The organism is Neisseria basseii (assembly GCF_962707005.1).
GTDB classification, from domain to species: Bacteria; Pseudomonadota; Gammaproteobacteria; order Burkholderiales; family Neisseriaceae; genus Neisseria; species Neisseria bergeri.
In genome coordinates this window covers 78,597-104,373 of the sequence record NZ_CAUIXH010000006.1, presented here as the reverse complement: position 1 = coordinate 104,373, position 25,777 = coordinate 78,597, and the positions used below count along the sequence as shown (strand labels likewise).

Genomic DNA, 25,777 nt, shown 5'->3' with positions numbered 1-25,777 from the left:
GACGGGCGGATAGAGAGAAAAGGCTTGCATATAATGTAAACCCCCTTTAAAATTGCGCGTTTACAGAATTTATTTTTCTTCCAGGAGATTCCAATATGGCAAACAGCGCACAAGCACGCAAACGTGCCCGCCAGTCCGTCAAACAACGCGCCCACAACGCTAGCCTGCGTACCGCATTCCGCACCGCAGTGAAAAAAGTATTGAAAGCAGTCGAAGCAGGCGATAAAGCTGCCGCACAAGCGGTTTACCAAGAGTCTGTCAAAGTCATCGACCGCATCGCCGACAAGGGTGTGTTCCACAAAAACAAAGCGGCACGCCACAAAAGCCGTCTGTCTGCAAAAGTAAAAGCGCTGGCTTGATTTTTGCAAAACCGCCAAGGCGGTTTTTTATATGTAATAAGCAAAAAACCCTGAGGCCTGACGGTTTCGGGGTTTTTGCATTGTGGGGGCAAAATCCCGAAATGGCGGAAAGGGTGCGGTTTTTTATCCGAATCCGCTATAAAATGCCGTCTGAAAACCAATATGCTGACAATGGGGGTGGAGATGAATACACGGAATATGCGCTATATCCTTTTGACAGGACTGTTGCCGATGGCATCCGCTTTTGGAGAGACCGCGCTGCAATGCGCCGCTTTGACGGACAATGTTACGCGTTTGGCGTGTTACGACAGGATTTTTGCGGCACAGCTTCCGTCTTCGGCAGGGCAGGAAGGGCGGGAGTCGAAAACCGTACTCAATCTGACGGAAACCGTCCGCAGCAGTCTGGATAAGGGCGAGGCGGTCATTGTTGTTGAAAAAGGCGGGGATGCGCTTCCTACCGACAGTGTGGGCGAAACCGCCGACATCTATACGCCTTTGAGCCTGATGTACGACTTGGACAAAAACGATTTGCGCGGGCTGTTGGGCGTGCGCGAACACAATCCGATGTACCTTATGCCGGTTTGGTACAACAGTTCGCCCAACTATGCCCCGGGTTCGCCGACGCGCGGTACGACTGCGCAGGAAAAATTCGGACAGCAGAAACGTGCGGAAACCAAATTGCAGGTTTCGTTTAAAAGCAAAATTGCCGAAGATTTGTTTAAAACCCGCGCGGATCTGTGGTTCGGCTACACCCAAAAATCCGATTGGCAGATTTACAACCAAGGCAGGAAATCCGCGCCGTTCCGCAATACGGATTACAAACCTGAAATTTTCCTGACCCAGCCTGTGAAGGCAGACCTTCCCTTTGGCGGCAGGCTGCGTATGCTCGGTGCGGGTTTTGTCCACCAGTCCAACGGACAGAGCCGTCCCGAATCGCGTTCGTGGAACAGGATTTATGCCATGGCAGGCATGGAATGGGGAAGGATGACGGTGATTCCGCGCGTGTGGGTGCGCGCATTCGGTCAGGGAGACGATAAAAACGACAATCCCGATATTGCCGACTATATGGGTTACGGCGATGTGAAATTGCAATATCGTTTGAGCAACAGGAAGAATGTGTATTCCGTATTGCGCTACAACCCCAAAACGGGCTACGGCGCGATTGAAGCCGCCTACACGTTTCCGATTAAGGGCAAACTCAAAGGCGTGGTACGCGGATTTCACGGTTACGGCGAAAGCCTGATCGACTACAACCACAAGCAGAACGGTATCGGTATCGGGTTGATGTTTAACGACTGGGACGGCATCTGAACCGCGTGTTCAGACGGTATATCAAGTTGCCGTGCCGTCTGAAGCCGCCGGCGGTTTGGCGGGGCGGGATAAAAAATTCGTTTGAATCCGGGCAAACGCGTATAATGTGCGGTTTGTACGGACTTTGTCGGAATCAAGCAAGATGACGGAATCTGCGGCCGAAGGCGGCAAAGCTGCCAAGGCGTTAAAAAAATATCTGATTACAGGCATTTTGGTCTGGCTGCCGATTGCGGTAACGGTTTGGGTGATTTCCTATATCGTTTCCGCGTCCGACCAGCTTGTCAACTTGCTGCCGAAGCAATGGCGGCCGCAATATGTTTTGGGGTTTAATATCCCTGGGCTGGGCGTTATCGTTGCCATTGCCGTATTGTTTGTAACCGGATTATTTGCCGCCAATGTATTGGGTCGGCAGATTCTTGCCGCGTGGGACAGCTTGTTGGGTAGGATTCCGGTTGTGAAATCCATCTACTCGAGTGTGAAAAAAGTATCCGAGTCCCTGCTTTCCGACAGCAGCCGTTCGTTTAAAACACCGGTACTCGTGCCGTTTCCCCAGCCCGGTATTTGGACGATTGCTTTCGTGTCAGGGCAGGTGTCGAATGCGGTTAAGGCCGCATTGCCTCAGGATGGCGATTATCTTTCCGTGTATGTTCCGACCACTCCAAATCCGACCGGCGGTTACTATATTATGGTAAAGAAAAGCGATGTGCGCGAACTCGATATGAGCGTGGACGAAGCGTTGAAATATGTGATTTCGCTGGGTATGGTCATCCCTGACGACCTGCCCGTCAAAACATTGGCAGGACCTATGCCGTCTGAAAAGGCGGATTTGCCCGAACAACAATAAAGCCGCCGTTCAGACGGCATTTTCTGTTTTCAGTTTAAATCAATAAAAGGTGATTTTATGCGTACCAACTATTGCGGCCTGATCAGCGAGCAATACTTAGACCAAACCGTTACCGTCAAAGGCTGGGTACACCGCCGACGTGACCACGGCGGTGTGATTTTTATCGACCTGCGCGACCGCGAAGGCATCGTCCAAGTCGTGATTGATCCCGACACGCCCGAAGCATTTGCCGCTGCCGACTCTTCCCGCAACGAATATGTTTTGAGCATTACCGGCCGCGTACGCAACCGTCCCGAAGGTACGACCAACGACAAAATGATTTCCGGCAAAATCGAGATTCTTGCCAAAGAAATCGAAGTCTTGAACGCTGCCGCTACGCCTCCGTTCCAAATCGACGATGAAAATATCAGCGAAAACGTTCGCCTGACCAACCGCGTTATCGACTTGCGCCGTCCTGCCATGCAACGCAACCTGCGCCTGCGTTACCAAGTTGCTATGGGCGTTCGCCGCTACTTGGACGCACAAGGCTTTATCGACATCGAAACCCCAATGCTGACCCGCTCCACGCCTGAAGGCGCGCGCGACTACCTCGTGCCGAGCCGCGTCCATCCGGGCGAATTCTTCGCTCTGCCGCAATCTCCGCAATTGTTCAAACAACTGTTGATGGTTGCTGGTTTCGACCGTTACTACCAAATCACCAAATGTTTCCGTGACGAAGACTTGCGTGCCGATCGCCAACCTGAATTTACTCAAATCGACTTAGAAACCTCGTTCTTGAACGAGGATGAAATCATGGACATCACCGAAGGCATGGCCAAACAAGTCTTCAAAGACGCTTTAAACGTGGATTTGGGCAACTTCCCACGCATGCCTTACTCTGAAGCCATGTTCTACTACGGCTCTGACAAACCGGACATGCGCATCAACTTGAAATTTACCGAGTTGACCGACCTGATGAAAACGGAAGAATTCAAAGTCTTCCGTGGCGCAGCCGACATGAAAGGCGGCCGCGTAGTCGCTCTGCGCGTACCGAACGGTGCAAAATTCAGCCGCAAAGAAATCGACGAATACACTAAATTTGTCGGCATCTACGGCGCGAAAGGTTTGGCGTACATCAAAGTGAACGATGTGAGCAACCTCTCCAACGGCGAAGACAGCGGCCTGCAATCTCCAATCGTAAAATTCCTGTCTGAAAACGCCCTGAAAGAAATCATCGAGCGTACCGGCGCACAAAACGGCGATATTATCTTCTTCGGCGCAGACAAAGCCAAAGTCGTGAACGAAGCCATCGGCGCATTGCGTATCAAAGTCGGCTTGGAACACGGCAAAGACAACGGCTACTTCACAGACGAATGGAAACCTTTGTGGGTTGTCGACTTCCCAATGTTTGAATACGACGAAGAAGCCGACCGCTACGTTGCCGTACACCATCCGTTTACCGCACCTAAAGAAGGTCATGAAGACCTGATGGTTTCCGATCCTGCAAATTGTTTGGCGCGCGCCTACGATATGGTATTGAACGGCTGGGAAATCGGCGGCGGCTCTATCCGTATCCACCGCGCAGACGTGCAAGAGAAAGTGTTTGCCGCGCTGAAAATCAGTCCTGAAGAGCAACAAGAGAAATTCGGCTTCCTCTTGGACAACCTGAAATTCGGTGCACCTCCTCACGGCGGTTTGGCATTCGGCCTCGACCGTCTGGTTACCCTGATGACCGGTGCCGAATCTATCCGCGACGTGATTGCCTTCCCGAAAACACAACGTGCCCAATGCCTGCTGACCAACGCGCCCAACAGCGTGGACGACAAGCAGTTGCGTGAATTGAGCCTGCGCCTGCGCCAAAAGGTGGCTGAAACCAAAGAAGCATAAGGAAAACGGAGCCGTTTGACGGCTCTGTTTTTTTCAGACGGCATTTACGCTTCTTAACTTCCTGCTAATTCAAACCTAATTTTGCTGTGTTTTAATGGCGGCATTGAAAAACACCCCTTGTTCAATAAGTCGATAAAGAAAGGACTGAAAATGAAAAAACTGTTATTGGCTGCCGTTGTTTCCCTGAGTGCCGCAACCGCATTTGCCAGCGACTCTGCCGAGCGTCAGATTTACAGTGATCCCAATTTTGAACAGAACCGCGTAAAAGCTGTGAAAATGTTGGAACAGCGCGGTTATCAAGTTCACGATGTCGATGCCGATGACCATTGGGGTAAGCCTGTGCTGGAAGTAGAGGCCTATAAAAACGGCCGCGAATACGACATCGTATTGTCTTATCCGGACTTGAAAATCATCAAAGAGCAGCTCGATCGCTGACTCCTTTGATAGAAAGATGAACCAAAATGCCGTCTGAAAGACAGTTCAGACGGCATTTTGTTTTTGCTGGAAAGAATGGTCTAGAATAGCAGGTCGATTGTTTCAGAAGCAGTATTTTCAAGGGTTTCTGTTTCTGCCTGAGGTACGGATTCGACAGCAGGCCTTCTATTGGAAGGCAGGATGGGAACGGGGCGGATGCTTTGAGCAGGCTGTTTTTCTTCAGTCTGCGGGACAGACGGTTCGGCAGGATTGGATTGGATGGCTTGTGCCGGTGTTTCAGCTTGGCTGTATGCGGAAGAACCCTGTATCCACGCCAGCGATTTGAGCGGCATCTTCATCTTACCGTTTTTGCCGCAGGTCAGGCAGACGGCCGATCCGGTGCGATCTTTGAGTACGGCATCGATTTTACCGGATGCGATGGTTTTACCCTGTGTTTTTGCCCATTGTGCAATACTTTTTTTCAGAGAGGCGATGTCAAGGTTGTTCTTACCGTAAGGGTCGCGGAAGGCAGCAAGCCACAGGTTGCGATCCGCATCTTCATTGAGACCCGCCATTTGATAGATGACGGAGGCGGGCGAGCCGCTGGCGATGGTTTTGGCAAACTCGAGCGCGTCGGGCGATTTCATGCGGACGCAGCCGTGACTTCGAACCCCGGGGACGCTGGCCGGCGCATTGGTTCCGTGTATGCCCAAACCGAGTTTCGGGTCGCCTAAGCGGACAAAAACCGGCCCCAAAGGGTTGTCCGGGCCGGCGGCTATGGTTTTCACGCCGTCGCCGCGTTCTTTTTGTATGGATTTGGGGATGTGCCAGACAGGGTTATAGGCTTTCGCCCCGATTTTATGTTCGCCTAGATTGGTTTGCGTCATCGCCCGACCTACCGCAACGGGATAGACCTTGGTCAGGTTACCGTCGGTGTAGAGGAACAGGCGTTGCTGAGGGATGTTAATGAAGACATGTTGACCTTGTGCGACGGGGGAGACATCGGGAATAACTGTATGCGCGTATGAAAAACTGGTTATAGACAGTACGGCGGTGAGGCAGATTGTTTTATTCATATCAAAATGTAGTGTGCGTTCGATGGTGTTTTGGCAAATCATACCTGAAACCGTGCGGTTTTGTGCGAAAATATGCGTTTCGGTACAGTACGGACGGATTTGGGAGTGGAGACGGAAGTAAATGTCGCGGAAATTTCCGCCTTGGATTATGAAGGCAGGGGTGTGGCAAAGGTTGGCGGCAAAACGGTTTTTATTAAAGGGGCATTGCCGTCTGAAAAAGTCGGTTTTCAGATTACCAAACAGAAAAAGCAGTTTGACGAAGCGGAGGCGGTGGCGATATTCAAAGTTTCAGATGAGCGTACCGTCCCGCAGTGCCGTTATTTTGAACGCTGCGGCGGTTGTTCCCTGCAACATATTTCTCCGACAGCGCAGGTGGCGTTCAAACAAAGGATGATGGAAGAGCAGCTCGAGCGTATCGGCAAGGTCAAACCGAAGCAGATATTGCCGCCGATTTACGGACATGTATGGCATTATCGGGATAGGGCGCGGTTCAGTGTGTCATTAGACAAATCATGCCGTCTGAAACTGGGGTTTCAGGCAAAGAAAACGAATGATGTGGTGGGTATTTCGTCATGTATGCTGATTCCGAAGCCTGTTTCAGACAAGCTGTCGGCCATCAGGGAGCTTTTGCAGGATTTGGCGGAAGAGGGAAGTGTTGCCCGGTTTGCCGAGTTTTATTGCGGCAGTGAAATCATCGTATTGAACATCGCGTTCAAAAGCAAACTTCGGCAGAACGAAGAAAACCGGATTAGGCAGTGGTTTGATTCGGAATTGTCGGATGACTGGCAGATTTGGCTGCAAATCGAAGGGGGCGTATCGCAACCGTTTTATCCCAAAACAGACAAAACATTAAAATATACATTACCTGAATTCGGCATCGAAATGCCGTTCCGGCCGGGAGATTTTACGCAGATTAATGCAGATACCAACCGGCTGATGGTTTCACGCGCCGTAAAAATGCTTGACATACGGCGGGGCGAAAGGATTGCCGACCTGTTTTGCGGTTTGGGCAATTTCAGTCTGCCGATGGCAAAAAGCGGGGCGGATGTCGTCGGCATCGAAGGTGCGGAAAACCTGGTCAGGCGCGCACGGCAAAATGCTCGGTTGAACGGTTGCGGCGGACAGACAGATTTTATTGCTGCCAACCTCTTTGATTGCACCGAAAAGACAGTCGCCTCTTGGGGGAGGTTTGACAAAATGCTGATAGACCCTCCCAGAAGCGGTGCGTATGAAGTCGTCAAATCGCTGCATACACCCTATCTTCCGCAAAAAATCGTTTATGTATCCTGCAACCCTTCCACTTTGGCACGGGATGCGGGCGTGTTGGTTGAAAAAGGCTATATACTCAGCGGGGCAGGGATAATGAATATGTTTGCCCAGACATCTCATACCGAGTCTGTCGCTGTATTCGATTTGTTGCCGCAAACAGGAAAAAAACTTTTTGAAAATAAAAGGCAAAGAATAATTAAGGAAGGGGGGTGCAAATAGATAGTGCCCGACAAATACATTTAAACGTATAAAACATAAGAGGAAGTAAATATGATAATCCTATTAAGCAAATTATCAAGGAATATGAAGATTTAGGAATGCTTAAAAAGGGAGAATTGACACTAAGTAAAATTAAAGAAGCTTGTAAATAATGAGAGAACAAATTTTGAAGTTGAAAGCAATTGGTAGAATGCCAACAGAATCAGATGCAGATGACAATGATGAAAAAATAGATGAATTGATAGAACAATATGATGAGCTTATATCAAGTATAGAAAAACCTATTACACTTGAAGAAGCAGAGGTATTAGTATCTCTTTTTCCAGATGGTTTTTTCTATGATATGCATTGGGGGTTATTGCATCTTTTTGAAACTTGTATTTTAAGTGCATCAGAGGAAGAATATCAAAAACTTATAGATAAATGTCCAAGTGAAGAATGGCGAGAAAATTTACAAATTCGCTATGAAAATTGGAAAAAGAAAAATCAATAATATTGGGACGGTAACGTTCTTTTGCACGAATGGGAATATGAAAAAGAAAACGCCCCACGCCGAGTTGTTAATAAGTTAGGCGGAGTATCTTTTGACAAGCAGAGCTAGTGCAAAACCTCGGAACGTGGGTGTATGACGGTGGTAGCTACACCCCGGTGGCAAAGCTTGCCGAGGAGGACAGCTACACCATCGTGCAGGACTATCTGGGTACGCCCATACAAGCTCTAGACAGCAAGGGCGAGGTAGTATGGGACTGCGTCCTCGACATCTACGGAGAAGTGTTCAGACTGAGAGGAGAACGAGACTTCATACCTTTCCGTTTCCAAGGTCAATAGCTCGTAAATATGAACAACAAATCCAAGAAAGGTCATATGGCAAGGCTTGTGCAGAAGGCATATTGTCAAACGTTAAATTATGGTATGATTTGAAACCTACAAGTCTATTTCAGTAAATCGTTAATAATAAAAGCGGACAATTGCCGTTGCAGGCAGTCAGCTATCCGCTCGTTACGGTATCGGGAGTATCCTTTGGAAAACTCATTAATTATCGGTCTGGCACTGGCGGTATTGCTGGTGCTTTTGGTTATGCGTGCGAAGCAGGGTAAGAAAATACCGAAGCGCAAATCCCAAGGTGTCGGCAATACGCAGGGGCAGCCGCCCGGAAGCAATGATTCGGACTGGGTCGATCAGGTTGACCAATCGGTTTCAGACGGCACGCAGACGGGATTTTCTTGGAATGAGAGTGCCGAGACCGCATCTGCGGCAGTATCCGCGCAAGAAGTCGATCCGCTGACGGAATATCAGGTTTATAAGCAGTTCGGTTATCAGGGCAAGGCTGCCGAGTCTTTGGCTGCCTATCTGGACGGCATTCCGGATGGTGAAGCGAAACCTGAAAACCTTATCCGCGAGCTGCTTGATATCAATCTCGAAGTGGGGGATGTCGATGTTTTGGCAGACAATCTGCAAAAATACGGCAGACTGATTCCTTCCGAACTTTTGGCAAAATATATCGAACAGGCATTACAGCGCGATTCAAACCATTTGCGTATCCGCGTCTTGGCGGAAGAAGGTTTGGGATGGGGCATTCAGGAGATTGAAAAACGTGCGGAAGGCGGTTCTACGACGGCAGCTTCCGCATCGCCCCCGCCGGATGCCGACGGTAAGGCTTATGGATTCGAAGAAATCAAGCGCATCCCGATTGTGCGGGGCAAAAAAGACGTGTCCGGAATCAGCCAAGAGGAAATCGGTGCGATTGCCGGCCTGGTCCGCGCCGATCAAGGTGCGAAAATCCTTAAAGACAAAGTCAGCTACGAAACGGCATCGAAACAATACGACCGTGCCATCCAAACTTCCGAAAAACCTGCAAACCTGATTATCGATGCGTTGAAACTCGATTACCAACACGCGGACATAGACCGTTTTGCCGGACATTTGTGGAAGCTTTACCAAACGTTGGGCAACTACGGCAGGCAGGTTAAAGAGCGGATGCTGGGTTGGGGGTACAGCCTGGGTTACCATGAAGTTTTCGATGATTTGGAAAAAGGGCCGAACGACCTGCAAATCAAAGACATCGGTATGGGGCACGGGTATCTGCCGAAAAATATACAGAAATTCAAAGCGCAACATCGGGATTTGGTGCTTCAAGATTCTTCATTGATCAACACCGGTTCGTCTCCGGCAGACGATGCGGTTAAAGAAGTAGAGTCGTTGCTGATGTATGGTCAGATTGAAGCGGCAATGGATGTGTTGGAGCAGGCGGTATTGAAATATCCCGACGAGTCCCAGCTTTATATTACGTTGATCGATATTTATGAACGTACTGAAGATTGGGATAGGTTGGGGCAGTTTTTAAGGGTATTGAGGGAACGTGCGGACAGGCTTCCTGAAGAGGTCGTTATGCTGATGAGTCGGCTGCTGCAGCGTATGAATCAAAATATAAAAAAATAAAACGGTACGGAAAATAAAAATGGAAGTTCAACTGCCGAAAATTAAAACAGTACGCGTAATGTTGGCGGGGATGACGGCGCAGCAGGAATCCGTTTTCAAAATGGCATTCAAAATGCACAATACCACCCGTTATGAAACGGTATCCCCTTCAGACGGCAGTGTCGTGCCCGATTTGGTTTTGGCGGATACCGATGCCGAGGGCGGTTTTGAACTTTGGAAAGAGCTTGCCGAGCGTTATAAGGATATACCTGTCGCCGTCTGTTCGGAGAAAGTTCCCGATTCTGAAGTTCCCTACCTGCCCAAACCGATTCGGTTTGAAACATTGTTTCCTATGCTCCGCAAGTTGTTGCAGGGCGAGAATGTTTATGGGAAATCGTTTATTGCACCCGCAGACCGGTCGGCGAAAAACAACGGGAATGTGCAGCGTACGGTTACGATACGCCGGTTTAACCCGAATAAAGGATTATTGGGGGCGTTGCGGTTTGCGGAAAAGAACAGGCGGGACATCGCTATCTTGCATGGAAATAAGCCGGTCCTTATTGTTTTCCCCTCGATACAACGGGTTTTGCTGACAGAAAGTGTGCAAAAACTCGAAGCGTTGTGCAAAGACGAAAATTTGCAGGTCAGTTGCAAGACTGTTCCCGATAACCCGCAATGGCGCGAAAAGGCTAAAGTAGGCATTATGTCCTGTATGTGGCAGTTTTCCATTTGGACGGCGCAGGGCAGGTTGGTTTATCCGATTTCTCCCGATACTCCGTTTACGTTGAAATCTTGGCCAAACCTGACCCGGTTGGCAAATGTGCCGGGGTCGATACGCTTGTCGGCATTTCTGACCAAAGCATCCGTCAACCTTAACGTGTTGTATAAAGTGATGCCTTTAAACCTCAATGATATTCTGAATTATCTTGCGGCAACCTATACAACCGGGTTTTTGTCGGTAGATTTAAAAACGGTTTCACAACAGGCATACTCCGATATGGCGGATAAAATAAATATCGGGGCCGATTCTGCCTCTGATAGTGAAATGGTGAAAAAAGCGGAAAAAATCACGACACCATCCCAATCCCAGCCGCGCGGCCTTCTTCAAAGGCTGATGAAAAAACTGTTGGGCAGCTAAGAGGCGGAGAGATGAGAGAAAATAAAATTATTTTCACAGGACCTGTCGGCGTAGGGAAAACCACTGCCATTGCGGCTATTTCGGACGAAGCACCCGTCCAGACCGATGCTTCCGCATCCGATATGACTTTGGATAGGAAAAGGAATACGACAGTGGCGATGGACTACGGGGTCATCAGCTTGGATGAGGATACTAAAGTCCATTTATATGGTACGCCCGGTCAGGAACGGTTCAACTTTATGTGGGAAATCTTAAGCCAAGGCAGTATGGGTTTGGTCTTGCTTTTAGATAATGCCAGAACCAACCCGTTGAAAGATTTGGAATTCTTTTTACATTCGTTTCGAGGGCTGCTGGAGAAGGCCCCCGTCGTTGTCGGTATTACCAAGATGGATATACGCTCTCAGCCCGGTATCGACGTGTATCACAAATATCTTGCAAAACATAATCTTAATGTTCCGGTTTTTGAAATTGATGCCCGTAAGGAAGATGACGTAAAGCAATTGGTTAGCGCAATGTTATTTTCTATTGATCCGGGACTGGAGGTTTAATATGGAATCAACACTTTCACTACAAGCAAATTTATATCCCCGCCTGACTCCTGCCGGTGCATTTTATGCCGTATCCAGCGATACCCCCAGTGCCGGTAAAACCTTGTTGCACAGCCTGTTGAAAGCGGATGCGGACGAAGTGGTCAGCAGTGAGAAGCTGCTCGCCTGGGCGGACACCGCCGACATCGATACCGCTTTGAACCTGTTGTATCGTTTGCAAAAACTCGAATTCCTTTATGGCGATGAAAACGGTCATTCAGACGGCATCAATCTGTCGGACGAGCAATTGCCGTTGCTGATGGAACAATTGTCCGGCAGTGGTAAGGCATTATTGGTCGATCGGAACGGCCTGTATCTTGCCAACGCCAATTTCCACCATGAGGCGGCTGAAGAGTTGGGGTTGCTGGCGGCAGAAGTTGCACAGATGGAAAAGAAACACCGGCTGCTGATTAAGAACAACCTGTATATCAACAATAACGCTTGGGGCGTTTGCGACCCTTCCGGTCAGAGCGAATTGACATTTTTCCCATTGTATATCGGTTCAACCAAATTTATTTTGGTTATCGGCGGCATACCCGATTTGAGCAAAGAGGCATTTGTTACTTTGGTCAGGATTTTATACCGCCGTTACAGCAACCACGTGTAAAACTTGGGATAGGAGGGTTTATGCAGCAATTATTAATTTCGGTTTTGGAAGACTTGAACAACACATCTCCGGATATTGTCGCATCTGCCGTTATCTCAACCGACGGATTGCCGATGGCGACAATGCTTCCTTCACATTTGAATTCGGACAGGGTAGGGGCGATTTCTGCCACTTTGCTTGCTTTAGGCAGCCGTTCGGTGCAAGAACTCGCCTGCGGGGAATTGGAACAAGTGATGATTAAAGGAAAATCAGGCTATATCCTTTTAAGTCAGGCGGGTAAAGATGCCGTGTTGGTGCTGATGGCAAAAGAAACCGGCAAACTTGGTTTAATCCTATTGGATGCCAAACGGGCGGCAAGACATATTGCGGAAGCCATATAACATATAAAGATTGCGGGCTTGCAGATAAAGTGCAATCGATTGCAAATTTATATTGACACGTTCGGTATTTCTGTTTTATTATTCGCGCTTATTCCCCGATAGCTCAGTCGGTAGAGCGACGGACTGTTAATCCGCAGGTCCCTGGTTCGAGCCCAGGTCGGGGAGCCAAATTCCAAAACCCTCTAAGTATTTTCTTAGAGGGTTTTGTTTTTGTCAGAGAATCCGGTACGGCATTCTTTTATGGAGGGAGAGTTGTTACCCAATCAAGGCGGATTTTAGAATACGTAGAGAAGCAATGCGGCACGGTTCTTAAGTATTTGTGGATAAAATATCCTGATTCTGCCGTGTTGAGGCATGGTGGGAATAGGGGGAAATGGTATGCACTAATCGGGAGGATTGCCAAAAGCCGTTTGGGTTTGCAGGGGGAACATCTATTAATGTGAAGAGTAATCCTGATATGCTTTCCGTTTTGAGGTGGGGAGAAAATTTTTTACCTGCATACCATATGAACAAGCAGCATTGGGTCGGTATCGTGTTGGATTATGGTGCGGAAACGGATGAAATATTGATGCTGTTGGATTGGAGCTATGATTTGATGGAGAAATAAAAATGCCGTCTGGCCTTGACTGCACCCTATAAGTTGTGGCAGTGCAAGTTCAGACGGCATTTTATCGTAGGTCGGCAGAAATTGGAACAAGGCGGTGAAACTGCAAACTGTACGGCAATGCGGTAACCTGTTAATTCACTATCTTTTTGTCCGTTCAGGCGCGGCGTTCTTTGCACATCAGTTTCGCATCCAGCCAGCCGTCGCCGCCGGAGATGATATTTTTGGCAACGAAGTTGTCCAAGTCGGGCAGCAGGGAAACGGCGCGGCTGCTGTTGATGATGACGACCACCACCATCGGTTTGTCACCCAGCCAATAACCTGCAAGGGCGCGGACATTGTTGAGCGTGCCGGTTTTCAGGCGCAGCAGCCCGCCGCTTTGTTTGAAGCGGTTGCGTAAAGTTCCGTCTGTACCGGCGATAGGGAGCGTGTCGATGAAATCTTGTGCAAACGGGCTGAAATAAGCTGTTTCCAACATTTGCGCCATCATTCTCGCCGTTACCCTTTCTTTTCTGGACAGACCCGAACCGTTTTCCAAAACCAAATCCGCAACATCGATGCCTGACACGGCAAGTTCGCGCCGGACGGCAGACGCTGCCTGTTCGGAAACGGCGGGCAGTTTGCCGTTGCCGCCGAGTTTGAGGAAGACGGAGCGCGCAATCAGATTGTCCGAACGCTTGTTCATGTCCGTCAAAATTTCCTTCATCGGCTTTGAGTGTGCAACGGCAAGCGTCTGCGCGCCTTCCGGCGTGTCGGCTATGCCGATGCCGTCTGAAATCCGTCCGCCGCCGAGCAGCCAGTGGTTGGTAAAACTTTGCCGGATCAGTTCGTCAAGCGCGAACATCCGGACACCGACAGGCTTGCCCAAACAACTTTCGGGAATATTGCCGCGCAATTTCAGCGTATTGTCCGAAAAAGATGCGCGCATCAGTTTTTTGACCGAAGGGCAGGCAGCTTGGGAGGCGGTAATTTTCAAGTTGTTTTGGGCGAAAATATGCGGCAAAGGCGGATCGGTGAGGATGTCGGTACTACCGGCGGCATTGCGTTCGGCGCGCACCATAACCATACCGGCAGACAGCATAGTCGGATTGGGGGGAGTCATAAACGGCGAACCGCCGTCGGCTTCAAAATGGTCGGGACTGCCGACTTCGCCCCACAGCTTGTGGTCGAGTATCAGGTGTCCCGTGATATTGCGTATGCCTTTGTCGCGCAACTGTTTTTGAACATCAAGCAGGTTTTCTTGATTGAAAACGGGGTCGCCGCTGCCTGCCCAATACAAATCGCCATCCAGTGTGCCGTTACTCACTTTGCCGTTGCTTTTAAACTCGGTCGCCCAGCGGTAATTGCTGCCGAAGGTTTTGAAGGCGGCAAACGCGGTAACGAGTTTCATCGTGGACGCGGGATTGACGGGGACATCCGCGCGATGGTCGATGACGACCCTGCCGCTGCCGAGTTCTTGGACATATACGGCGATTTCGTTTTGCGGAATGCGGCCGGTATCGAGCGCGTGTGCGGCGAGGGAGGCGAGAAGCAGCAGCAGGGAGGCCGCTGTTTTGGGGAAATTCATAGGTGAATCTGTTACATAAAAAAAGCAATTATAAGGCAAAGCCGGATAAGTGGGAACGCCGGAGCGGCAGGCCGGCTTGTTTGCAGGGGAAATCGCATATATAATAATCGCTATCATTATTAAATGATTGAGACGTACAAACTTAATATTCAGGAGGAATGATTGTGGCTAAGAAAATCAGTATTTTGGTGGGCAGTCTGCGCCGTGCTTCTTTTGCGCGCAAAGTGGCATTGAATGTGGCGGAGATGTTCCCCGAAGGCTGGCAGGCGGAAATTGTCGAAATCGGACATCTGCCGCTTTATAATTTCGATTATGACGACCCTGCGGTGGAAGATGTGCCGCTGCCCGAAAGCTACACGGCTTTCCGCGAAACGATTAAGGCTTCAGACGGCATTTTGTTCGTTACGTCCGAAAACAACCGCACCGTTCCCGCCTGTTTGAAAAATGCGGTGGACATCGGCTCGAAACCGAATGCCGACGTGGCGTGGAAAAACAAACCTGCCGGCATCATCAGCCATTCCGTCGGCAAGATGGGCGGTTACAGTTCCCAAAAAAACCTGCGCCTTGCTTTGTCTTATTTCGATATGCCGCTGACAGGGCAGCCTGAGGTGTTTTTGGGCAATTCACCGACGCTGTTTGATGAAAACGGTAAGTTGATTGACTCGGCAAAGGATTTTGTTCAGTCATATATTAATCAGTTTGTCTCTCTGGTGGAGAAACACGCAAAATAGGTTGAAAACGGTCAAAAACCGCAGAATTTTTGTTCTGCGGTTTTTTGTTGCTGCTAAATTGCGGCTAATTTTGGGGTGTTAGAATAGGCACGGTTTATCTGAAAGGGAAAGTTGATGCGTGTTTTGTTGGTTGAAGATGATGCGATGATTGCGGAGGCGGTGTCGGCAAGTTTGAAAGACGGCGGCTATGCGGTGGATTGGGTTAAAAACGGCGCGCAGGTTGCAGCGGCGGCCGCTGCCCGGCCTTATGACTTGATGCTGCTGGATTTGGGTTTGCCGGTGCGGGACGGTTTGGATGTTTTGTCGGAAATACGCGCGGCAGGCTGCGCCGTCCCCGTGCTGATCGTTACGGCGCGGGATGATTTGTACAGCCGGCTGAACGGTTTGGACGGCGGTGCAGACGACTATATCGTCAAGCCGTTCGATATGGCGGAGCTTAAGGCGCGGATGCGGGCGGTGTTGCGGCGCGGCGGCGGTCAGGGACAGGTTTGCCTGTCCAACGGTGTGATTTCGCTGAATCCGGCAACGTATCAGGCGGAAATTGTTGCCGAAGGGCGGCAGGTGGCATTGAGCAATAAGGAGTTTGCAGTATTGCAGGCTTTGTTGGCGAGGCCGGGTGTCATTCTGTCGCGTTCGGATTTGGAGGACAAGGTTTACGGTTGGGGCGAGGAAGTCGAAAGCAATGCGGTGGATTTTCTGATTCACGCGCTGCGTAAGAAACTGGGTAAGGAAAGCATACAAAATGTGCGCGGTGTCGGCTGGCTGATGCCGCGTCAAGATGCCGTCTGAACAGGAACGAAGATGCCGGACCGTTTTTTTAAAATTTTAAAACATTCGCTTCAGGTCAGAATCAGCCTTGCCCTGATTTGGATGTTTGTTCCGCTGGCAATGCTTGCAGGTATGTTTTCCTACTACGAAACCTTCCGCGAAACGGAAGCGTTGCAGGACGACCTGCTCCGTCAGACGGCATTGTACGTCGGCCCCGATTCCAAATCCGAAACTTTGCCCGAGGGCGACGGCGATACGCGCATTTTCGTGCAGATGCCGCAGCAGGAAGACCCTGTTGTCAGCCTGCCCGCGCATCTGGCGGACGGTCTGCACACGCTTCAGGCGGACGATGACGACGATTATTACCGCGTCTATATCCGCACGACCGAACAGGGACGGATTGCCGTCATGCAGGAAAACGAATACCGTGAAGATTTGGCGGCGGATGCGGCACGGCAAAGCGTGTTGCCCCTGTTGGCGGCACTGCCGCTGATGATACTGCTGACCGTGTGGATTACGCACAAAGCCATGCGCCCCGTCCGCAAATTGTCGCAAAGTCTCGAACAACGCCGAATCAATGACCTGTCTGCCTTGAGTGTGGACAATATTCCCAGTGAAATCAGAGGTTTCGTAACCGCCATCAACCTGCTTTTGAAACGTGTTGATGAAGATATACGCCGCCGTCAGCGGTTTGTTGCCGACGCAGCACACGAATTGCGTACGCCGATGACCGCCCTTTCCCTTCAGGCGGAACGGCTCAACAATATGCCGCTCCCGCCCGATGCGGCGCGGCAGTCCGCCGTTTTGCAGCAGAGCATCAGGCGCAACAAACACCTGCTCGAACAGCTTTTGGCACTGGCGCGTTCGCAGTCGGACGAAACCCCTCTGACGAAAACGACATTCGGTCTGCAAAGCCGTTTCCGCCAAGTGTTGCAGGAACTGATGCCGCTGGCCTTGGAAAAACGCCAGGACATCGGCGTGGCGGTCGGAGGCGATGTCGAAGTGTCTGCCGACGAAACGGAAATCTATACGCTGATTAAAACCTTTGCCGACAACGCGGTACGTTACACGCCGCCTGAAGGCAGGATAGATTTGGGTTTCACGGACGAAGGAAAATATCTTGCCGTGTGGGTGGAAGATAACGGGAACGGCATTCCCGAATCCGAACGCGCCCGCGTCCTCGATCCGTTTTACCGTATTTTGGGAACGGAGCAGCAGGGGACGGGGCTGGGGCTGTCGATTGCCGACACGCTTGCCAAAAAATACGGCGGACATTTGGAATTGTCCGACAGCCGACGTTTCGGACACGGTCTGCTGATACGCGCCTTGTTGGACAAGGAAACCCTGAAATAGACAGATGCCGTCTGAAGGCTTCAGACGGCATTTTTTACATCAGCACAATATCGTATTGTTCCTGCGTGTAAGCGGTTTCGACCGCCAAAGAAATCGGTTTGCCGATGAAATCTATCAGCATTGCCAAGGATTGCGATTCTTCGTCGAGGAAAAGGTCGATGACGTTGGGTGCGGCAAGGATGCGGAAAGATTGCGCATCGTAGCGTCGGGCTTCACGGACGATTTCGCGCTGGATTTCGTAGCACACGGTTTGCGGCGTTTTCAGACGGCCTCTGCCTTGGCAGGAAGGGCAGGGTTCGCAGAGGACTTGGTTTAAGTTTTCGCGCGAACGTTTGCGCGTCAGCTCGACCAGCCCCAAATGGGTAAAGCCGTGCAGGGTGATGCGCGTGCGGTCGAAGGCGAGGGCTTTGGCAAGCTCCTGCAACACGGCTTCGCGGTGGCTTTCCTGCGCCATATCGATGAAGTCGATGATGATGATGCCGCCAAGGTTGCGCAGCCTCAATTCGCGGGCGATAGTGTGGCAGGCTTCGAGGTTGGTGCGGAAGATGGTTTCGTCGAAGTTGCGCGCGCCGACAAAGCCGCCGGTGTTCACGTCTATCGTGGTCATCGCTTCGGTGGACTCGATAATCAGGTAGCTGCCGAAGTTGAGGTTGACGCGCGGTTGCAGGGCGCGGCTGATTTCCTGCTCGACGTTGTGGGTTTCAAACAGCGGGCGTTCGCCTTTGAATAGCTCTATCCTGCCCAATGCGCCGTGAACGTATTGTTCGGCAAAACGCGTCATGCGCCCGTGGTTTACGGTGGAATCGACGAGGATTTTTTGCGTGTCGCAGCCGACCATATCGCGCAACACGCGCAGGCTTAAAGGCAAGTCCTGATAAAGCAGGGTTTCCGGCGGTTGGATTTTTGCCTGCTCTTGGATGTGTTCCCACACTTTGGTCAGGTAGTCGATGTCGGATTGTAGCTGTTCGTCGGTGGCGTTTTCGGCGTTGGTGCGGATGATGTAGCCGTGGCATGCCTTTTCCGGCAGGAGCTTGTTGAGACGCTCGCGCAGGTTGCTTCGTTCCGTATCGTCCTCGATACGCTGGGATACGCCGATATGTTCTTCCTGCGGAAGGTGGACGAGGAAACGCCCCGCCAGCGAGATTTGGGTGGAAAGGCGCGCGCCTTTGGTGTTGATCGGGTCTTTGATGACCTGCACCAAAACCGACTGCCCTTCAAACAGCATATGTTCGATGCGCTGGGTTTCTTCGGGGTTGCGGCGTTGTTCGAGGACATCGACGATGTGTAAAAACGCCGCGCGTTCCAAGCCGATGTCGATAAACGCGCTCTGCATCCCGGGCAGCACGCGGCGCACCACGCCCAGATAGATATTGCCGACCAGGCTGTGTCCGCTGTTACGCTCGATATGCAGTTCGCAGATATTGTTTTCCTCCAACACCGCTACGCGCGTTTCCTGCGGCGTGATGTTGACCAATATCGTTTCGGGCGGGCGCGCGATGTCTTTGGGGATGGGGAGTCCTGACAACATGGTTTTTCCTGAAAATGTAATAAAAATATTTTTGCACCCGTTCCGCCGCGCAGAGCGGGTGCAAAAATATTTTTCACAATGCCTATCATACTTTAAAAAAGAAACTTTGACACACTCCGCACATGCCGCCTGAATGTGCATCTGTTCCGCACTTGCCAAACGGAGCGATTGCCCCTATATTGATTATCATTGCAAAACTTTCGGAAACCCAATATGCAGACCGTTACCATGTACACAGGTCCGTTTTGTCCCTACTGCACGATGGCGAAAAGGCTGCTGCACGCGGCAGGTGTCGGACATATCGACGAAATCCGTGTCGATGCAAGCCCCGAAGCCTTTGCCGAAATGCAGCAGCTTTCGGGACAGCGCAGCGTGCCGCAGATTTTCATCGGCGAAACGCACGTCGGCGGATTTACCGACCTCTACCGCCTCCAGCAGGAAGGCGGGCTGGACGGACTGCTGAACCCTTAACCCCCAACTAGGAAAACAAAATGAGCGAAGAACTGCAACCCGTATTCAGCATCGAGCGACTGTATGTCAAAGACTTGTCTTTGGAAGTGCCGCACGCGCCGCAAATCTTTTTGGAACAGGGCGAGCCTGAAGTGGATATGCGCGTTTCCACCGGCAGCCAAAAGCTGGAAGACGGCTACTACAACGTGGACGTAACCGTGACCGTTACCGCCAAATTGGATAACGAGCGCACGATGTTTTTGAACGAAGTAACCCAAAGCGGTATTTTCCGTCTGGAAAACATCCCCGAAGAAGATGTGCAGCTGCTGTTGGGCGTGGCGTGTCCGAACATCCTCTTCCCTTACGCGCGCGAAGCCGTTTCCAGTACGGTAACGCGCGCCGGCTTCCCGCCCGTCCTGCTCGCGCCGATTAATTTTGAGGCGATTTACCAACAACAGCAGGAAGCCGAAGCCGCCGGAGCTTGATTCCTGCCTGCCGATGCCGTCTGAATCCGTTTCAGACGGCATTTTTGTTTTCGGATAAAATAGGCGCGTCCAAAGGAATCTGCCTATGATGTCGCCCGAAACCCGAAAACAGCTCAAAATCACCGATGTTTCCGCCAAGAAGCTCGACAAACTCAACCTTCATACCGCGTGGGATTTGGTGTTGCACCTGCCGCTGCGTTACGAGGACGAGACGCACATTATGCCGATTAAGGACGCGCCGATCGGCGTGCCGTGTCAGGTTGAGGGCGAGGTTATCCATCAGGAAGTAACGTTCAAACCGCGCAAGCAGCTGATTGTCCAAATCGCCGACGGTTCCGGCAGCGTCCTTTTTCTGCGCTTCATCCACTTTTACGCCAGCCATCAGAAACAGATGGCGGTCGGTAAACGCATCCGCGCCGTGGGAGAAATCAAACACGGGTTTTACGGCGATGAGATGATTCATCCCAAAATCCGTGATGCCGAGAGCAGTGGTTTGGCGGAAAGCCTCACGCCGATTTACCCGACCGTAAACGGTTTGAACCAGCCCACTTTGCGCCGCATCATTCAGACGGCCTTGGACGTTACGCCGCTGCACGATACTTTGCCCGATGCCTTATTAGGCCGTCTGAAACTACCACACCTCGCCGAAAGCCTGCGCCTTTTGCATTCGCCGCCGCCGAGTTTCACCATCCACCAGCTTTCAGACGGCACGCTTCCTGCATGGCAGCGGCTCAAATTCGACGAACTTTTGGCGCAACAGCTTTCCATGCGGCTGGCGCGGCAGAAGCGCGTCAGCGGCACGGTGGCAGCATTGGGCGGCGACGGCACATTGACCCAAGCCCTGCGCCACGCCTTGCCGTTTGCCCTGACCGATGCTCAAGAAAGAGTCGTGTCCGAAATCCGCCGCGACATGGCGCAAACCCACCCCATGCACCGCCTGCTGCAAGGCGATGTCGGCAGCGGTAAAACCATCGTCGCCGCCTTGTCCGCGCTGACCGCCATCGAATCGGGCGCGCAGGCGGCTGTAATGGCACCGACCGAAATCCTTGCAGAACAGCACTTCATCAAGTTCAAACAATGGCTTGAGCCATTAGGCCTCGAAGTCGTCTGGCTTTCCGGCAGCCAGCGCAAAAAAGCCAAAGACGAAGCCAAAGCCAAACTTGCTGACGGCTCTGTCAAAATCGCCGTCGGCACGCACGCCCTGTTTTCAGACGACGTCGAGTTTCAAAATCTTAGCTTGGTGATTGTGGACGAACAACACCGGTTCGGCGTTGCCCAACGTCTCGCCCTCAAAAACAAAGGGCGCGACGTCCACCAGTTGATGATGTCCGCCACGCCCATCCCGCGCACGCTCGCCATGAGTTTCTTCGCCGACTTGGACGTGTCCGTCATCGACGAATTGCCGCCCGGGCGCACCCCGATTAAAACCCGCCTCGTCAACAACGTCCGCCGCGCCGAAGTCGAAGGCTTCGTCCTCAACATCTGTCGCAAAGGGCAGCAGGCATACTGGGTCTGCCCGCTGATTGAAGAAAGCGAAACCCTGCAACTGCAAACTGCCACCGAAACCCTAGCCCAGCTTCAGGCAGCCTTGCCCGAACTCAACATCGGCTTGGTACACGGGCGCATGAAAGCCGCCGAAAAAGCCGAAGTCATGGCTCAGTTTGCCGCAGGTCGTCTGAATGTATTGGTCGCCACCACCGTCATCGAAGTCGGCGTAGATGTACCCAACGCCGCCCTGATGGTGATCGAACACGCCGAGCGCATGGGCTTGGCGCAGCTGCACCAATTACGTGGGCGGGTAGGGCGCGGTGCGGCAGAAAGCGTGTGCGTCCTCCTGTTTGCCGAACCCTTGAGCGAACTTGCCAAAGCGCGGCTGAAAGTCATCTACGAACACACCGACGGCTTTGAAATCGCCCGCCAAGACCTCAACATCCGCGGTCCCGGCGAATTTCTCGGCGCGCGCCAAAGCGGCGTCCCCATGCTGCGTTTCGCTAACCTTGAAGAAGACCTGCACCTCTTGGAACAAGCGCGCGAAATCGCCCCCATGTTGATTGAGCAAAACCCCGAAATCGTCGAAGCGCATTTGGCAAGATGGCTTTCCAGCAGGGAAGGGTATCTGGGCGTGTGAGCAAAATGCCGTCTGAAATATTAGAAAAAAGTGTAACGGAAATCTGATTTTTTATAGTGGATTAACAAAAATCAGGACAAGGCGACGAAGCCGCAGACAGTACAAATAGTACGGAACCGATTCACTTGGTGCTTCAGCACCTTAGAGAATCGTTCTCTTTGAGCTAAGGTGAGGTAACGCCGTACTGGTTTTTGTTAATCCACTATATTATTTTTGACACATTTTCATGATTTTAAATCCCGTTATTCCCAAATGGGCGGAAATCCGGCAATGGGAAGCCGCAGAGACTTATCGGGAAAACGGCAAGCCCTCCGCCGTCATTCCCGCGCAGGCGGGAATCTAGAAATGAAAAACCACGGTGTTATCGGAAATGATTGAAACCGGAGAAATGACGGAATCGAAGCGTGTGGAAATGTGTCGGAAATCGCTGAAACCGGATAAACTATAGTGGATTAAATTTAAATCAGGACAAGGCGACGAAGCCGCAGACAGTACAGATAGTACAGCAAGGCGAGGCAACGCTGTACTGGTTTAAATTTAATCCACTATAGATTCCCGCTTTTGCGGGAATGACGGGATTTTAGATTGTTGTTTTCGCGGAATGATGAGCCAAAAGCCGTCCGAACCCAAAAAAAAACCGTCGCTTTCAGACGGCATCAAAAAACCGCAGGCACGATGCCTGCGGTTTGCCGTTTGCGCTTCAGGGGAGCAGGGGGATGCCGCCCAAGCCGTGCGTTTCTTCCAGTCCGAACATAATGTTCATATTTTGCACCGCCTGACCCGCCGCGCCTTTGACGAGGTTGTCAATGACGGAAAGGACGACCCACACATCGGATTGCGCTGCCTGACGGATGCTGATGCGGCAGATGTTGCTTCCGCGCACGCTGCGGGTTTCGGGTGTCGAACCGGCAGGCAGGATGTCCACGAACGGGCTGTCGCGGTAATAGTCGCGCAGGACGGTTTCGGGGTCGCTGCCGTCTGAAAGGTGGAGGTAAACGGTGGCGTGCATACCGCGTATCATCGGCGCGAGGTGCGGCGTGAACACGAATCCTTCGGCGATGCCGTCCTGAAGCCCGGCGATGGTCTGCCTGATTTCGGGCAGGTGGCGGTGTCCGGCTATGCCGTAGGCTTTGAAGTTGTCGCCGGCTTCGCACAGCAGCGAACCGACATTGCCTTTCCTGCCCGCGCCGGACACGCCGGATTTGCAGTCGGCAATCAGCGGCATACCGGCTTTCAGACGGCATTGCCGCAACAGCGGCACGAGCGGCAGGGAAACGCAGGTCGGGTAGCAGCCGGGGTTGGCGACGAGGCGTGCCTGTGCGACGGCTTCGCGGTTGAGTTCGCTCAATCCGTACACGGCTTGGGGAACGAGGTCGGGGGCAGCGTGGGTCATGCCGTACCAGTGTTCCCAGGTCGGAATGTCGCGTATGCGGAAGTCGGCGGAGAGGTCGATGACGCGCACGCCCTGTTCCAAAAGGCGCGGCGCGTCTTTCATGGCGATGCCGTTGGGCGTGGCGAAGAAGACCACATCGCATTGTTCTAAACTTGCCTCGTCGGGCGTTTGGAAGGCGAGGCCGTACACGCCGCGCAGACTTGGAAAGTAATCGGCAACTGCGGTTCCCGCTTCGCTGCGGCTGGTTACGGCGGCAACTTCGACATCGGGATGGGTGGCAAGCAGGCGCAGCAGTTCCACGCCCGTGTAGCCCGTCGCGCCGACAATGCCGGCTTTGATTTTTTTGTTCATCGTATTTCCTTTTCGGTTGAAACCCCGCCCTTCAGGGCGGCAGGATCAGACTTTATTCGGGAGGGGCGCAACTCCTTCCAAATCAGGGCAACACATAGGGCGGTGCTTTATGTGTCGTCCTGTGTGTTGAAACATGGTTTTTCCTTTGTGTGGTTGGCGGGTATGCCGTCCGAACGCTGCAAAACTGCGGTTCAGACGGCATTCTGTTTTAAAACATACGCTGCCATTTGCGGTTGAGCAGGAAGCCGTGTCCTGCCGAGTTGGTGCAGAGTACGCCGTTTTCAAGGCTGCCGCACTGCCAACCTTTGCCTTTGGCGGTGTGTCCGTAGGCGAGGACGGGCGGTTCGGGGCTGTACGGGTAGTCGCTGTAACAGCTCATATAGGCTTTCCCTTTGTTGTCGATATTGAACACGTTGCCCCAGTCGAATCCGCATCCTTTGGGTTTCGGCATGGCGGGTTTGGTATTGTCGGTTTCGTGGATGAAGCAGGATACGCCGTGCCACGGTTCTTCGCCTTCCGGCGGTCCGGTGTCGCCGCCGCAGACGATGTTGCCGCTGGGGGATTGGAAGTTGACGGTAAAAACGCCGTCGGGCGCATCGGCGCGCGCTGAAGCAAAGGCGGCTGCGGAGATGAGGATGAGGAGGTTTTTCGGCCGCATCGTTTTATCCTTCGGACGGCGGTTGGGACGGCTGGGGGGCGGTTTGCCCGGTTTGCGCGGCAAACTCCGCCAGCGTTATCTCTAAAGATTGAAGGCAGGGTTGCACCAGCCTGCCGACGGCTTGTCCGACGGGGTTTTGATTGGCGGCGGAAGGACGGTACACAAAGCGTTTGAAAAGCGTGTCTAATTTAATGGCATCCGCCCCTGTTTTCAAAACCCAGCCCTGCCGTCCGGAATAAACATAACCGTAGCGCGCCAGTTTTTCCAAGAGCGCGCCCAATTCGTCGTAGCCCATACCGATATGCCGTCTGAACTGCCGGACCCGCAGGGCTTTGCCGCGTTTTTGCGCCGCGTCGAGCAAGAGTAAAATGTCCAACACATCGTCAAAGCCGCCGCGCGCGTCCTCATTTTTCCGAAACGCCCCGCCCTGCCAATACGACAGGGAGGCCGTCAGCACTGCCCCGCCCAAGACCAGCGTCCACAACAGGTTTAACCACAGCAGGAAAAACGGCACGGCGGCAAACGCGCCGTAAATCGAACGGTAGCCGTCGAAACTGCCCATATACCACACAAAAAGCGCGCGCGCGCACCACAGGCACAAAGCCGTCGCCGCTGCCCCGATCAAAGCGTGCCGCGCGGGTACGAAACGGTTGGGGACAAAGCAGTACAGCCCCCACAAAAGCAGCACCGTTCCCAGCGGCATTGCCAGTGGGCGCAGCAGCCACGATTCCCCCCATCCCGCCGTCAGCGAGATGCCCACGCCCAAAAACAGCGGCCCGAACGTCAGTAAAGCCCAATAGACGAGAAACTGCATCATCCACGGACGCTGGGAATTGACCCGCCAGATGCGGTTGAACGTATTGTCTATCGTCCGAATCAGCATCAGCGAGGTAACGACCAGCATTACGCTGCCGATTGCCGTCAGCCGGTTCGCCTGCTCGCGGAACGCATTGATATAGTCGAACACCATGTCCGCGCCCTGCGGCACAATGGTCTGGTTGACGAAGGAGACGAACGAATCCGACCAGCGTTCGAACACGGGGAAAATCGAAGCGACCGCCACCATCACGGTCAGCACGGGGACGAGTGCCAGCAGCGTCGTAAACGTCATGCTCGCCGCCGCCTGCGGTACGCGCTCTTCACTGAAACGGCGGATGACGAACCATGCAAACGCACAGATTTTATTGTCTGCCAAACCTTGCAAACGTTGTAAAAAGGTCATAATCTCTTACCAGATTTCATGTTTTCAAACTGTTTCAGACGGCATCTGGAC

At 52.1% G+C, this 25,777-nt stretch carries 26 protein-coding genes, 1 tRNA gene and 1 pseudogene; 22 read left to right on the top strand and 6 right to left on the bottom strand.

The annotated features are described in order from the left end of the window. Nucleotides 1-95: 95 nt before the first annotated feature. The 5 genes from rpsT to Q9I99_RS05155 all read left to right on the top strand — a co-directional run bounded on the left by rpsT (nucleotide 96) and on the right by Q9I99_RS05155 (nucleotide 4,815). Complete coding sequence (gene rpsT, locus Q9I99_RS05175) at nucleotides 96-359, top strand: 30S ribosomal protein S20 (RefSeq protein WP_002212556.1); 264 nt, start codon at nucleotides 96-98, stop codon at nucleotides 357-359. 162 nt (nucleotides 360-521) lie between these two features. Further along, entirely contained in the window at nucleotides 522-1,670 is a 1,149-nt protein-coding gene (locus Q9I99_RS05170; protein WP_301667095.1) for a phospholipase A, read from the top strand. A gap of 142 nt (nucleotides 1,671-1,812) precedes the next feature. Beyond that, nucleotides 1,813-2,514, top strand: coding sequence for a DUF502 domain-containing protein (locus Q9I99_RS05165; RefSeq protein WP_301667094.1), 702 nt, complete (start codon nucleotides 1,813-1,815; stop codon nucleotides 2,512-2,514). Between the two features lie 57 nt (nucleotides 2,515-2,571). Further along, nucleotides 2,572-4,380, top strand: a complete 1,809-nt coding sequence (aspS, locus tag Q9I99_RS05160) for an aspartate--tRNA ligase (protein WP_301667092.1) — start codon at nucleotides 2,572-2,574, stop codon at nucleotides 4,378-4,380. Nucleotides 4,381-4,530: 150 nt separating this feature from the next. Further along, on the top strand, nucleotides 4,531-4,815 hold the full coding sequence (locus tag Q9I99_RS05155) for a PepSY domain-containing protein (RefSeq protein WP_301667091.1): 285 nt from the start codon (nucleotides 4,531-4,533) through the stop codon (nucleotides 4,813-4,815). 80 nt (nucleotides 4,816-4,895) lie between these two features. On the opposite strand, the gene Q9I99_RS05150 is transcribed toward Q9I99_RS05155, so the two are convergent. Continuing rightward, a complete protein-coding gene (locus Q9I99_RS05150) occupies nucleotides 4,896-5,912 on the bottom strand; it encodes a L,D-transpeptidase (RefSeq protein WP_301667090.1) in 1,017 nt (338 codons plus the stop codon). Between the two features lie 30 nt (nucleotides 5,913-5,942). Here Q9I99_RS05150 and rlmD point away from each other — a divergent pair, with 30 nt between their 5' ends. From rlmD to Q9I99_RS11435, 10 genes are all read left to right on the top strand, one after another. Further along, nucleotides 5,943-7,358: a 23S rRNA (uracil(1939)-C(5))-methyltransferase RlmD gene (gene rlmD / locus Q9I99_RS05145; RefSeq protein ID WP_301667089.1), complete on the top strand. Its 1,416-nt coding sequence runs from the start codon at nucleotides 5,943-5,945 to the stop codon at nucleotides 7,356-7,358. A 151-nt stretch (nucleotides 7,359-7,509) separates the two neighbouring features. Beyond that, nucleotides 7,510-7,851, top strand: coding sequence for a hypothetical protein (locus Q9I99_RS05140; protein WP_003753224.1), 342 nt, complete (start codon nucleotides 7,510-7,512; stop codon nucleotides 7,849-7,851). A gap of 128 nt (nucleotides 7,852-7,979) precedes the next feature. Beyond that, the gene (locus Q9I99_RS05135) at nucleotides 7,980-8,186 is read left to right on the top strand and encodes an RHS domain-containing protein (RefSeq protein WP_301667088.1); all 207 of its coding nucleotides are present in this window, start codon (nucleotides 7,980-7,982) and stop codon (nucleotides 8,184-8,186) included. A 192-nt stretch (nucleotides 8,187-8,378) separates the two neighbouring features. Next, nucleotides 8,379-9,797 (top strand): tetratricopeptide repeat protein, encoded by a 1,419-nt coding sequence (locus Q9I99_RS05130; RefSeq protein WP_301667087.1) that lies wholly within the window; start codon nucleotides 8,379-8,381, stop codon nucleotides 9,795-9,797. 19 nt (nucleotides 9,798-9,816) lie between these two features. Further along, on the top strand, nucleotides 9,817-10,914 hold the full coding sequence (locus Q9I99_RS05125) for a response regulator (RefSeq protein WP_301667086.1): 1,098 nt from the start codon (nucleotides 9,817-9,819) through the stop codon (nucleotides 10,912-10,914). A gap of 11 nt (nucleotides 10,915-10,925) precedes the next feature. Beyond that, nucleotides 10,926-11,462, top strand: a complete 537-nt coding sequence (locus Q9I99_RS05120; protein ID WP_003710372.1) for a GTP-binding protein — start codon at nucleotides 10,926-10,928, stop codon at nucleotides 11,460-11,462. A 1-nt stretch (nucleotide 11,463) separates the two neighbouring features. Continuing rightward, complete coding sequence (locus Q9I99_RS05115) at nucleotides 11,464-12,108, top strand: peptidase M23 (protein WP_301667085.1); 645 nt, start codon at nucleotides 11,464-11,466, stop codon at nucleotides 12,106-12,108. Between the two features lie 20 nt (nucleotides 12,109-12,128). Continuing rightward, complete coding sequence (locus Q9I99_RS05110) at nucleotides 12,129-12,488, top strand: roadblock/LC7 domain-containing protein (RefSeq protein ID WP_003710368.1); 360 nt, start codon at nucleotides 12,129-12,131, stop codon at nucleotides 12,486-12,488. Nucleotides 12,489-12,580: 92 nt separating this feature from the next. After that, nucleotides 12,581-12,656, top strand: a tRNA-Asn gene (locus tag Q9I99_RS05105). A gap of 205 nt (nucleotides 12,657-12,861) precedes the next feature. Next, nucleotides 12,862-13,095, top strand: a complete 234-nt coding sequence (locus tag Q9I99_RS11435) for an MmcQ/YjbR family DNA-binding protein (RefSeq protein ID WP_308447940.1) — start codon at nucleotides 12,862-12,864, stop codon at nucleotides 13,093-13,095. 154 nt (nucleotides 13,096-13,249) lie between these two features. Here Q9I99_RS11435 and dacB read toward each other — a convergent pair whose 3' ends face one another. After that, on the bottom strand, nucleotides 13,250-14,659 hold the full coding sequence (gene dacB / locus Q9I99_RS05095; RefSeq protein WP_301667084.1) for a D-alanyl-D-alanine carboxypeptidase/D-alanyl-D-alanine endopeptidase: 1,410 nt from the start codon (nucleotides 14,657-14,659) through the stop codon (nucleotides 13,250-13,252). 158 nt (nucleotides 14,660-14,817) lie between these two features. Between dacB and Q9I99_RS05090 the strand changes: the two genes are divergently transcribed. From Q9I99_RS05090 to Q9I99_RS05080, 3 genes are all read left to right on the top strand, one after another. Beyond that, nucleotides 14,818-15,390: an NADPH-dependent FMN reductase gene (locus tag Q9I99_RS05090; protein ID WP_301667083.1), complete on the top strand. Its 573-nt coding sequence runs from the start codon at nucleotides 14,818-14,820 to the stop codon at nucleotides 15,388-15,390. Between the two features lie 114 nt (nucleotides 15,391-15,504). Next, nucleotides 15,505-16,179, top strand: coding sequence for a response regulator transcription factor (locus Q9I99_RS05085; RefSeq protein WP_301667082.1), 675 nt, complete (start codon nucleotides 15,505-15,507; stop codon nucleotides 16,177-16,179). A gap of 81 nt (nucleotides 16,180-16,260) precedes the next feature. Further along, a complete protein-coding gene (locus Q9I99_RS05080) occupies nucleotides 16,261-17,511 on the top strand; it encodes an ATP-binding protein (protein WP_301667119.1) in 1,251 nt (416 codons plus the stop codon). A gap of 34 nt (nucleotides 17,512-17,545) precedes the next feature. Here the strand turns inward: Q9I99_RS05080 and rng are convergent, their stop codons facing one another. Further along, nucleotides 17,546-19,039 carry a ribonuclease G gene (gene rng / locus Q9I99_RS05075; protein ID WP_301667081.1) on the bottom strand — a complete coding sequence of 498 codons (1,494 nt, stop codon included), beginning with the start codon at nucleotides 19,037-19,039 and terminating at the stop codon, nucleotides 17,546-17,548. Between the two features lie 213 nt (nucleotides 19,040-19,252). Here rng and grxC point away from each other — a divergent pair, with 213 nt between their 5' ends. From grxC to Q9I99_RS05055, 4 genes and pseudogenes are all read left to right on the top strand, one after another. Continuing rightward, nucleotides 19,253-19,510 carry a glutaredoxin 3 gene (grxC, locus tag Q9I99_RS05070; protein WP_002214462.1) on the top strand — a complete coding sequence of 86 codons (258 nt, stop codon included), beginning with the start codon at nucleotides 19,253-19,255 and terminating at the stop codon, nucleotides 19,508-19,510. Nucleotides 19,511-19,530: 20 nt separating this feature from the next. Next, nucleotides 19,531-19,974, top strand: coding sequence for a protein-export chaperone SecB (secB, locus tag Q9I99_RS05065; protein WP_002229859.1), 444 nt, complete (start codon nucleotides 19,531-19,533; stop codon nucleotides 19,972-19,974). A gap of 85 nt (nucleotides 19,975-20,059) precedes the next feature. Further along, nucleotides 20,060-22,102: an ATP-dependent DNA helicase RecG gene (gene recG, locus Q9I99_RS05060; protein WP_301667080.1), complete on the top strand. Its 2,043-nt coding sequence runs from the start codon at nucleotides 20,060-20,062 to the stop codon at nucleotides 22,100-22,102. 431 nt (nucleotides 22,103-22,533) lie between these two features. Continuing rightward, a pseudogene (locus Q9I99_RS05055) lies at nucleotides 22,534-22,650 on the top strand (IS5/IS1182 family transposase); the annotation flags it as partial. Between the two features lie 152 nt (nucleotides 22,651-22,802). Here Q9I99_RS05055 and argC read toward each other — a convergent pair. The 3 genes from argC to Q9I99_RS05040 all read right to left on the bottom strand — a co-directional run bounded on the left by argC (nucleotide 22,803) and on the right by Q9I99_RS05040 (nucleotide 25,726). Then, a complete protein-coding gene (argC, locus tag Q9I99_RS05050) occupies nucleotides 22,803-23,846 on the bottom strand; it encodes an N-acetyl-gamma-glutamyl-phosphate reductase (protein ID WP_301667079.1) in 1,044 nt (347 codons plus the stop codon). 208 nt (nucleotides 23,847-24,054) lie between these two features. Then, nucleotides 24,055-24,504 carry a DUF6636 domain-containing protein gene (locus Q9I99_RS05045; protein ID WP_301667078.1) on the bottom strand — a complete coding sequence of 150 codons (450 nt, stop codon included), beginning with the start codon at nucleotides 24,502-24,504 and terminating at the stop codon, nucleotides 24,055-24,057. A 4-nt stretch (nucleotides 24,505-24,508) separates the two neighbouring features. Continuing rightward, nucleotides 24,509-25,726: a YihY family inner membrane protein gene (locus tag Q9I99_RS05040; protein WP_301667077.1), complete on the bottom strand. Its 1,218-nt coding sequence runs from the start codon at nucleotides 25,724-25,726 to the stop codon at nucleotides 24,509-24,511. Nucleotides 25,727-25,777: the final 51 nt, after the last annotated feature.

What these genes read in the sequence shown, in the direction of transcription:
- Q9I99_RS05085 (WP_301667082.1), top strand. Translation starts at nt 15,505, where the DNA reads ATGCGTGTTTTGTTGGTTGAAGATGATGCGATGATTGCGGAGGCGGTG.
- Q9I99_RS05040 (WP_301667077.1), bottom strand. Translation starts at nt 25,726, where the DNA reads ATGACCTTTTTACAACGTTTGCAAGGTTTGGCAGACAATAAAATCTGT.
- dacB (WP_301667084.1), bottom strand. Translation starts at nt 14,659, where the DNA reads ATGAATTTCCCCAAAACAGCGGCCTCCCTGCTGCTGCTTCTCGCCTCC.
- argC (WP_301667079.1), bottom strand. Translation starts at nt 23,846, where the DNA reads ATGAACAAAAAAATCAAAGCCGGCATTGTCGGCGCGACGGGCTACACG.
- Q9I99_RS05140 (WP_003753224.1), top strand. Translation starts at nt 7,510, where the DNA reads ATGAGAGAACAAATTTTGAAGTTGAAAGCAATTGGTAGAATGCCAACA.
- rpsT (WP_002212556.1), top strand. Translation starts at nt 96, where the DNA reads ATGGCAAACAGCGCACAAGCACGCAAACGTGCCCGCCAGTCCGTCAAA.
- Q9I99_RS05045 (WP_301667078.1), bottom strand. Translation starts at nt 24,504, where the DNA reads ATGCGGCCGAAAAACCTCCTCATCCTCATCTCCGCAGCCGCCTTTGCT.
- rng (WP_301667081.1), bottom strand. Translation starts at nt 19,039, where the DNA reads ATGTTGTCAGGACTCCCCATCCCCAAAGACATCGCGCGCCCGCCCGAA.
- Q9I99_RS05150 (WP_301667090.1), bottom strand. Translation starts at nt 5,912, where the DNA reads ATGATTTGCCAAAACACCATCGAACGCACACTACATTTTGATATGAAT.
- Q9I99_RS05110 (WP_003710368.1), top strand. Translation starts at nt 12,129, where the DNA reads ATGCAGCAATTATTAATTTCGGTTTTGGAAGACTTGAACAACACATCT.
- Q9I99_RS05080 (WP_301667119.1), top strand. Translation starts at nt 16,261, where the DNA reads ATGTTTGTTCCGCTGGCAATGCTTGCAGGTATGTTTTCCTACTACGAA.
- grxC (WP_002214462.1), top strand. Translation starts at nt 19,253, where the DNA reads ATGCAGACCGTTACCATGTACACAGGTCCGTTTTGTCCCTACTGCACG.
- Q9I99_RS05120 (WP_003710372.1), top strand. Translation starts at nt 10,926, where the DNA reads ATGAGAGAAAATAAAATTATTTTCACAGGACCTGTCGGCGTAGGGAAA.
- Q9I99_RS11435 (WP_308447940.1), top strand. Translation starts at nt 12,862, where the DNA reads ATGGTATGCACTAATCGGGAGGATTGCCAAAAGCCGTTTGGGTTTGCA.
- Q9I99_RS05165 (WP_301667094.1), top strand. Translation starts at nt 1,813, where the DNA reads ATGACGGAATCTGCGGCCGAAGGCGGCAAAGCTGCCAAGGCGTTAAAA.
- Q9I99_RS05115 (WP_301667085.1), top strand. Translation starts at nt 11,464, where the DNA reads ATGGAATCAACACTTTCACTACAAGCAAATTTATATCCCCGCCTGACT.
- rlmD (WP_301667089.1), top strand. Translation starts at nt 5,943, where the DNA reads ATGCGTTTCGGTACAGTACGGACGGATTTGGGAGTGGAGACGGAAGTA.
- Q9I99_RS05155 (WP_301667091.1), top strand. Translation starts at nt 4,531, where the DNA reads ATGAAAAAACTGTTATTGGCTGCCGTTGTTTCCCTGAGTGCCGCAACC.
- Q9I99_RS05170 (WP_301667095.1), top strand. Translation starts at nt 522, where the DNA reads ATGCTGACAATGGGGGTGGAGATGAATACACGGAATATGCGCTATATC.
- secB (WP_002229859.1), top strand. Translation starts at nt 19,531, where the DNA reads ATGAGCGAAGAACTGCAACCCGTATTCAGCATCGAGCGACTGTATGTC.
- recG (WP_301667080.1), top strand. Translation starts at nt 20,060, where the DNA reads ATGATGTCGCCCGAAACCCGAAAACAGCTCAAAATCACCGATGTTTCC.
- aspS (WP_301667092.1), top strand. Translation starts at nt 2,572, where the DNA reads ATGCGTACCAACTATTGCGGCCTGATCAGCGAGCAATACTTAGACCAA.
- Q9I99_RS05125 (WP_301667086.1), top strand. Translation starts at nt 9,817, where the DNA reads ATGGAAGTTCAACTGCCGAAAATTAAAACAGTACGCGTAATGTTGGCG.
- Q9I99_RS05090 (WP_301667083.1), top strand. Translation starts at nt 14,818, where the DNA reads ATGATTGTGGCTAAGAAAATCAGTATTTTGGTGGGCAGTCTGCGCCGT.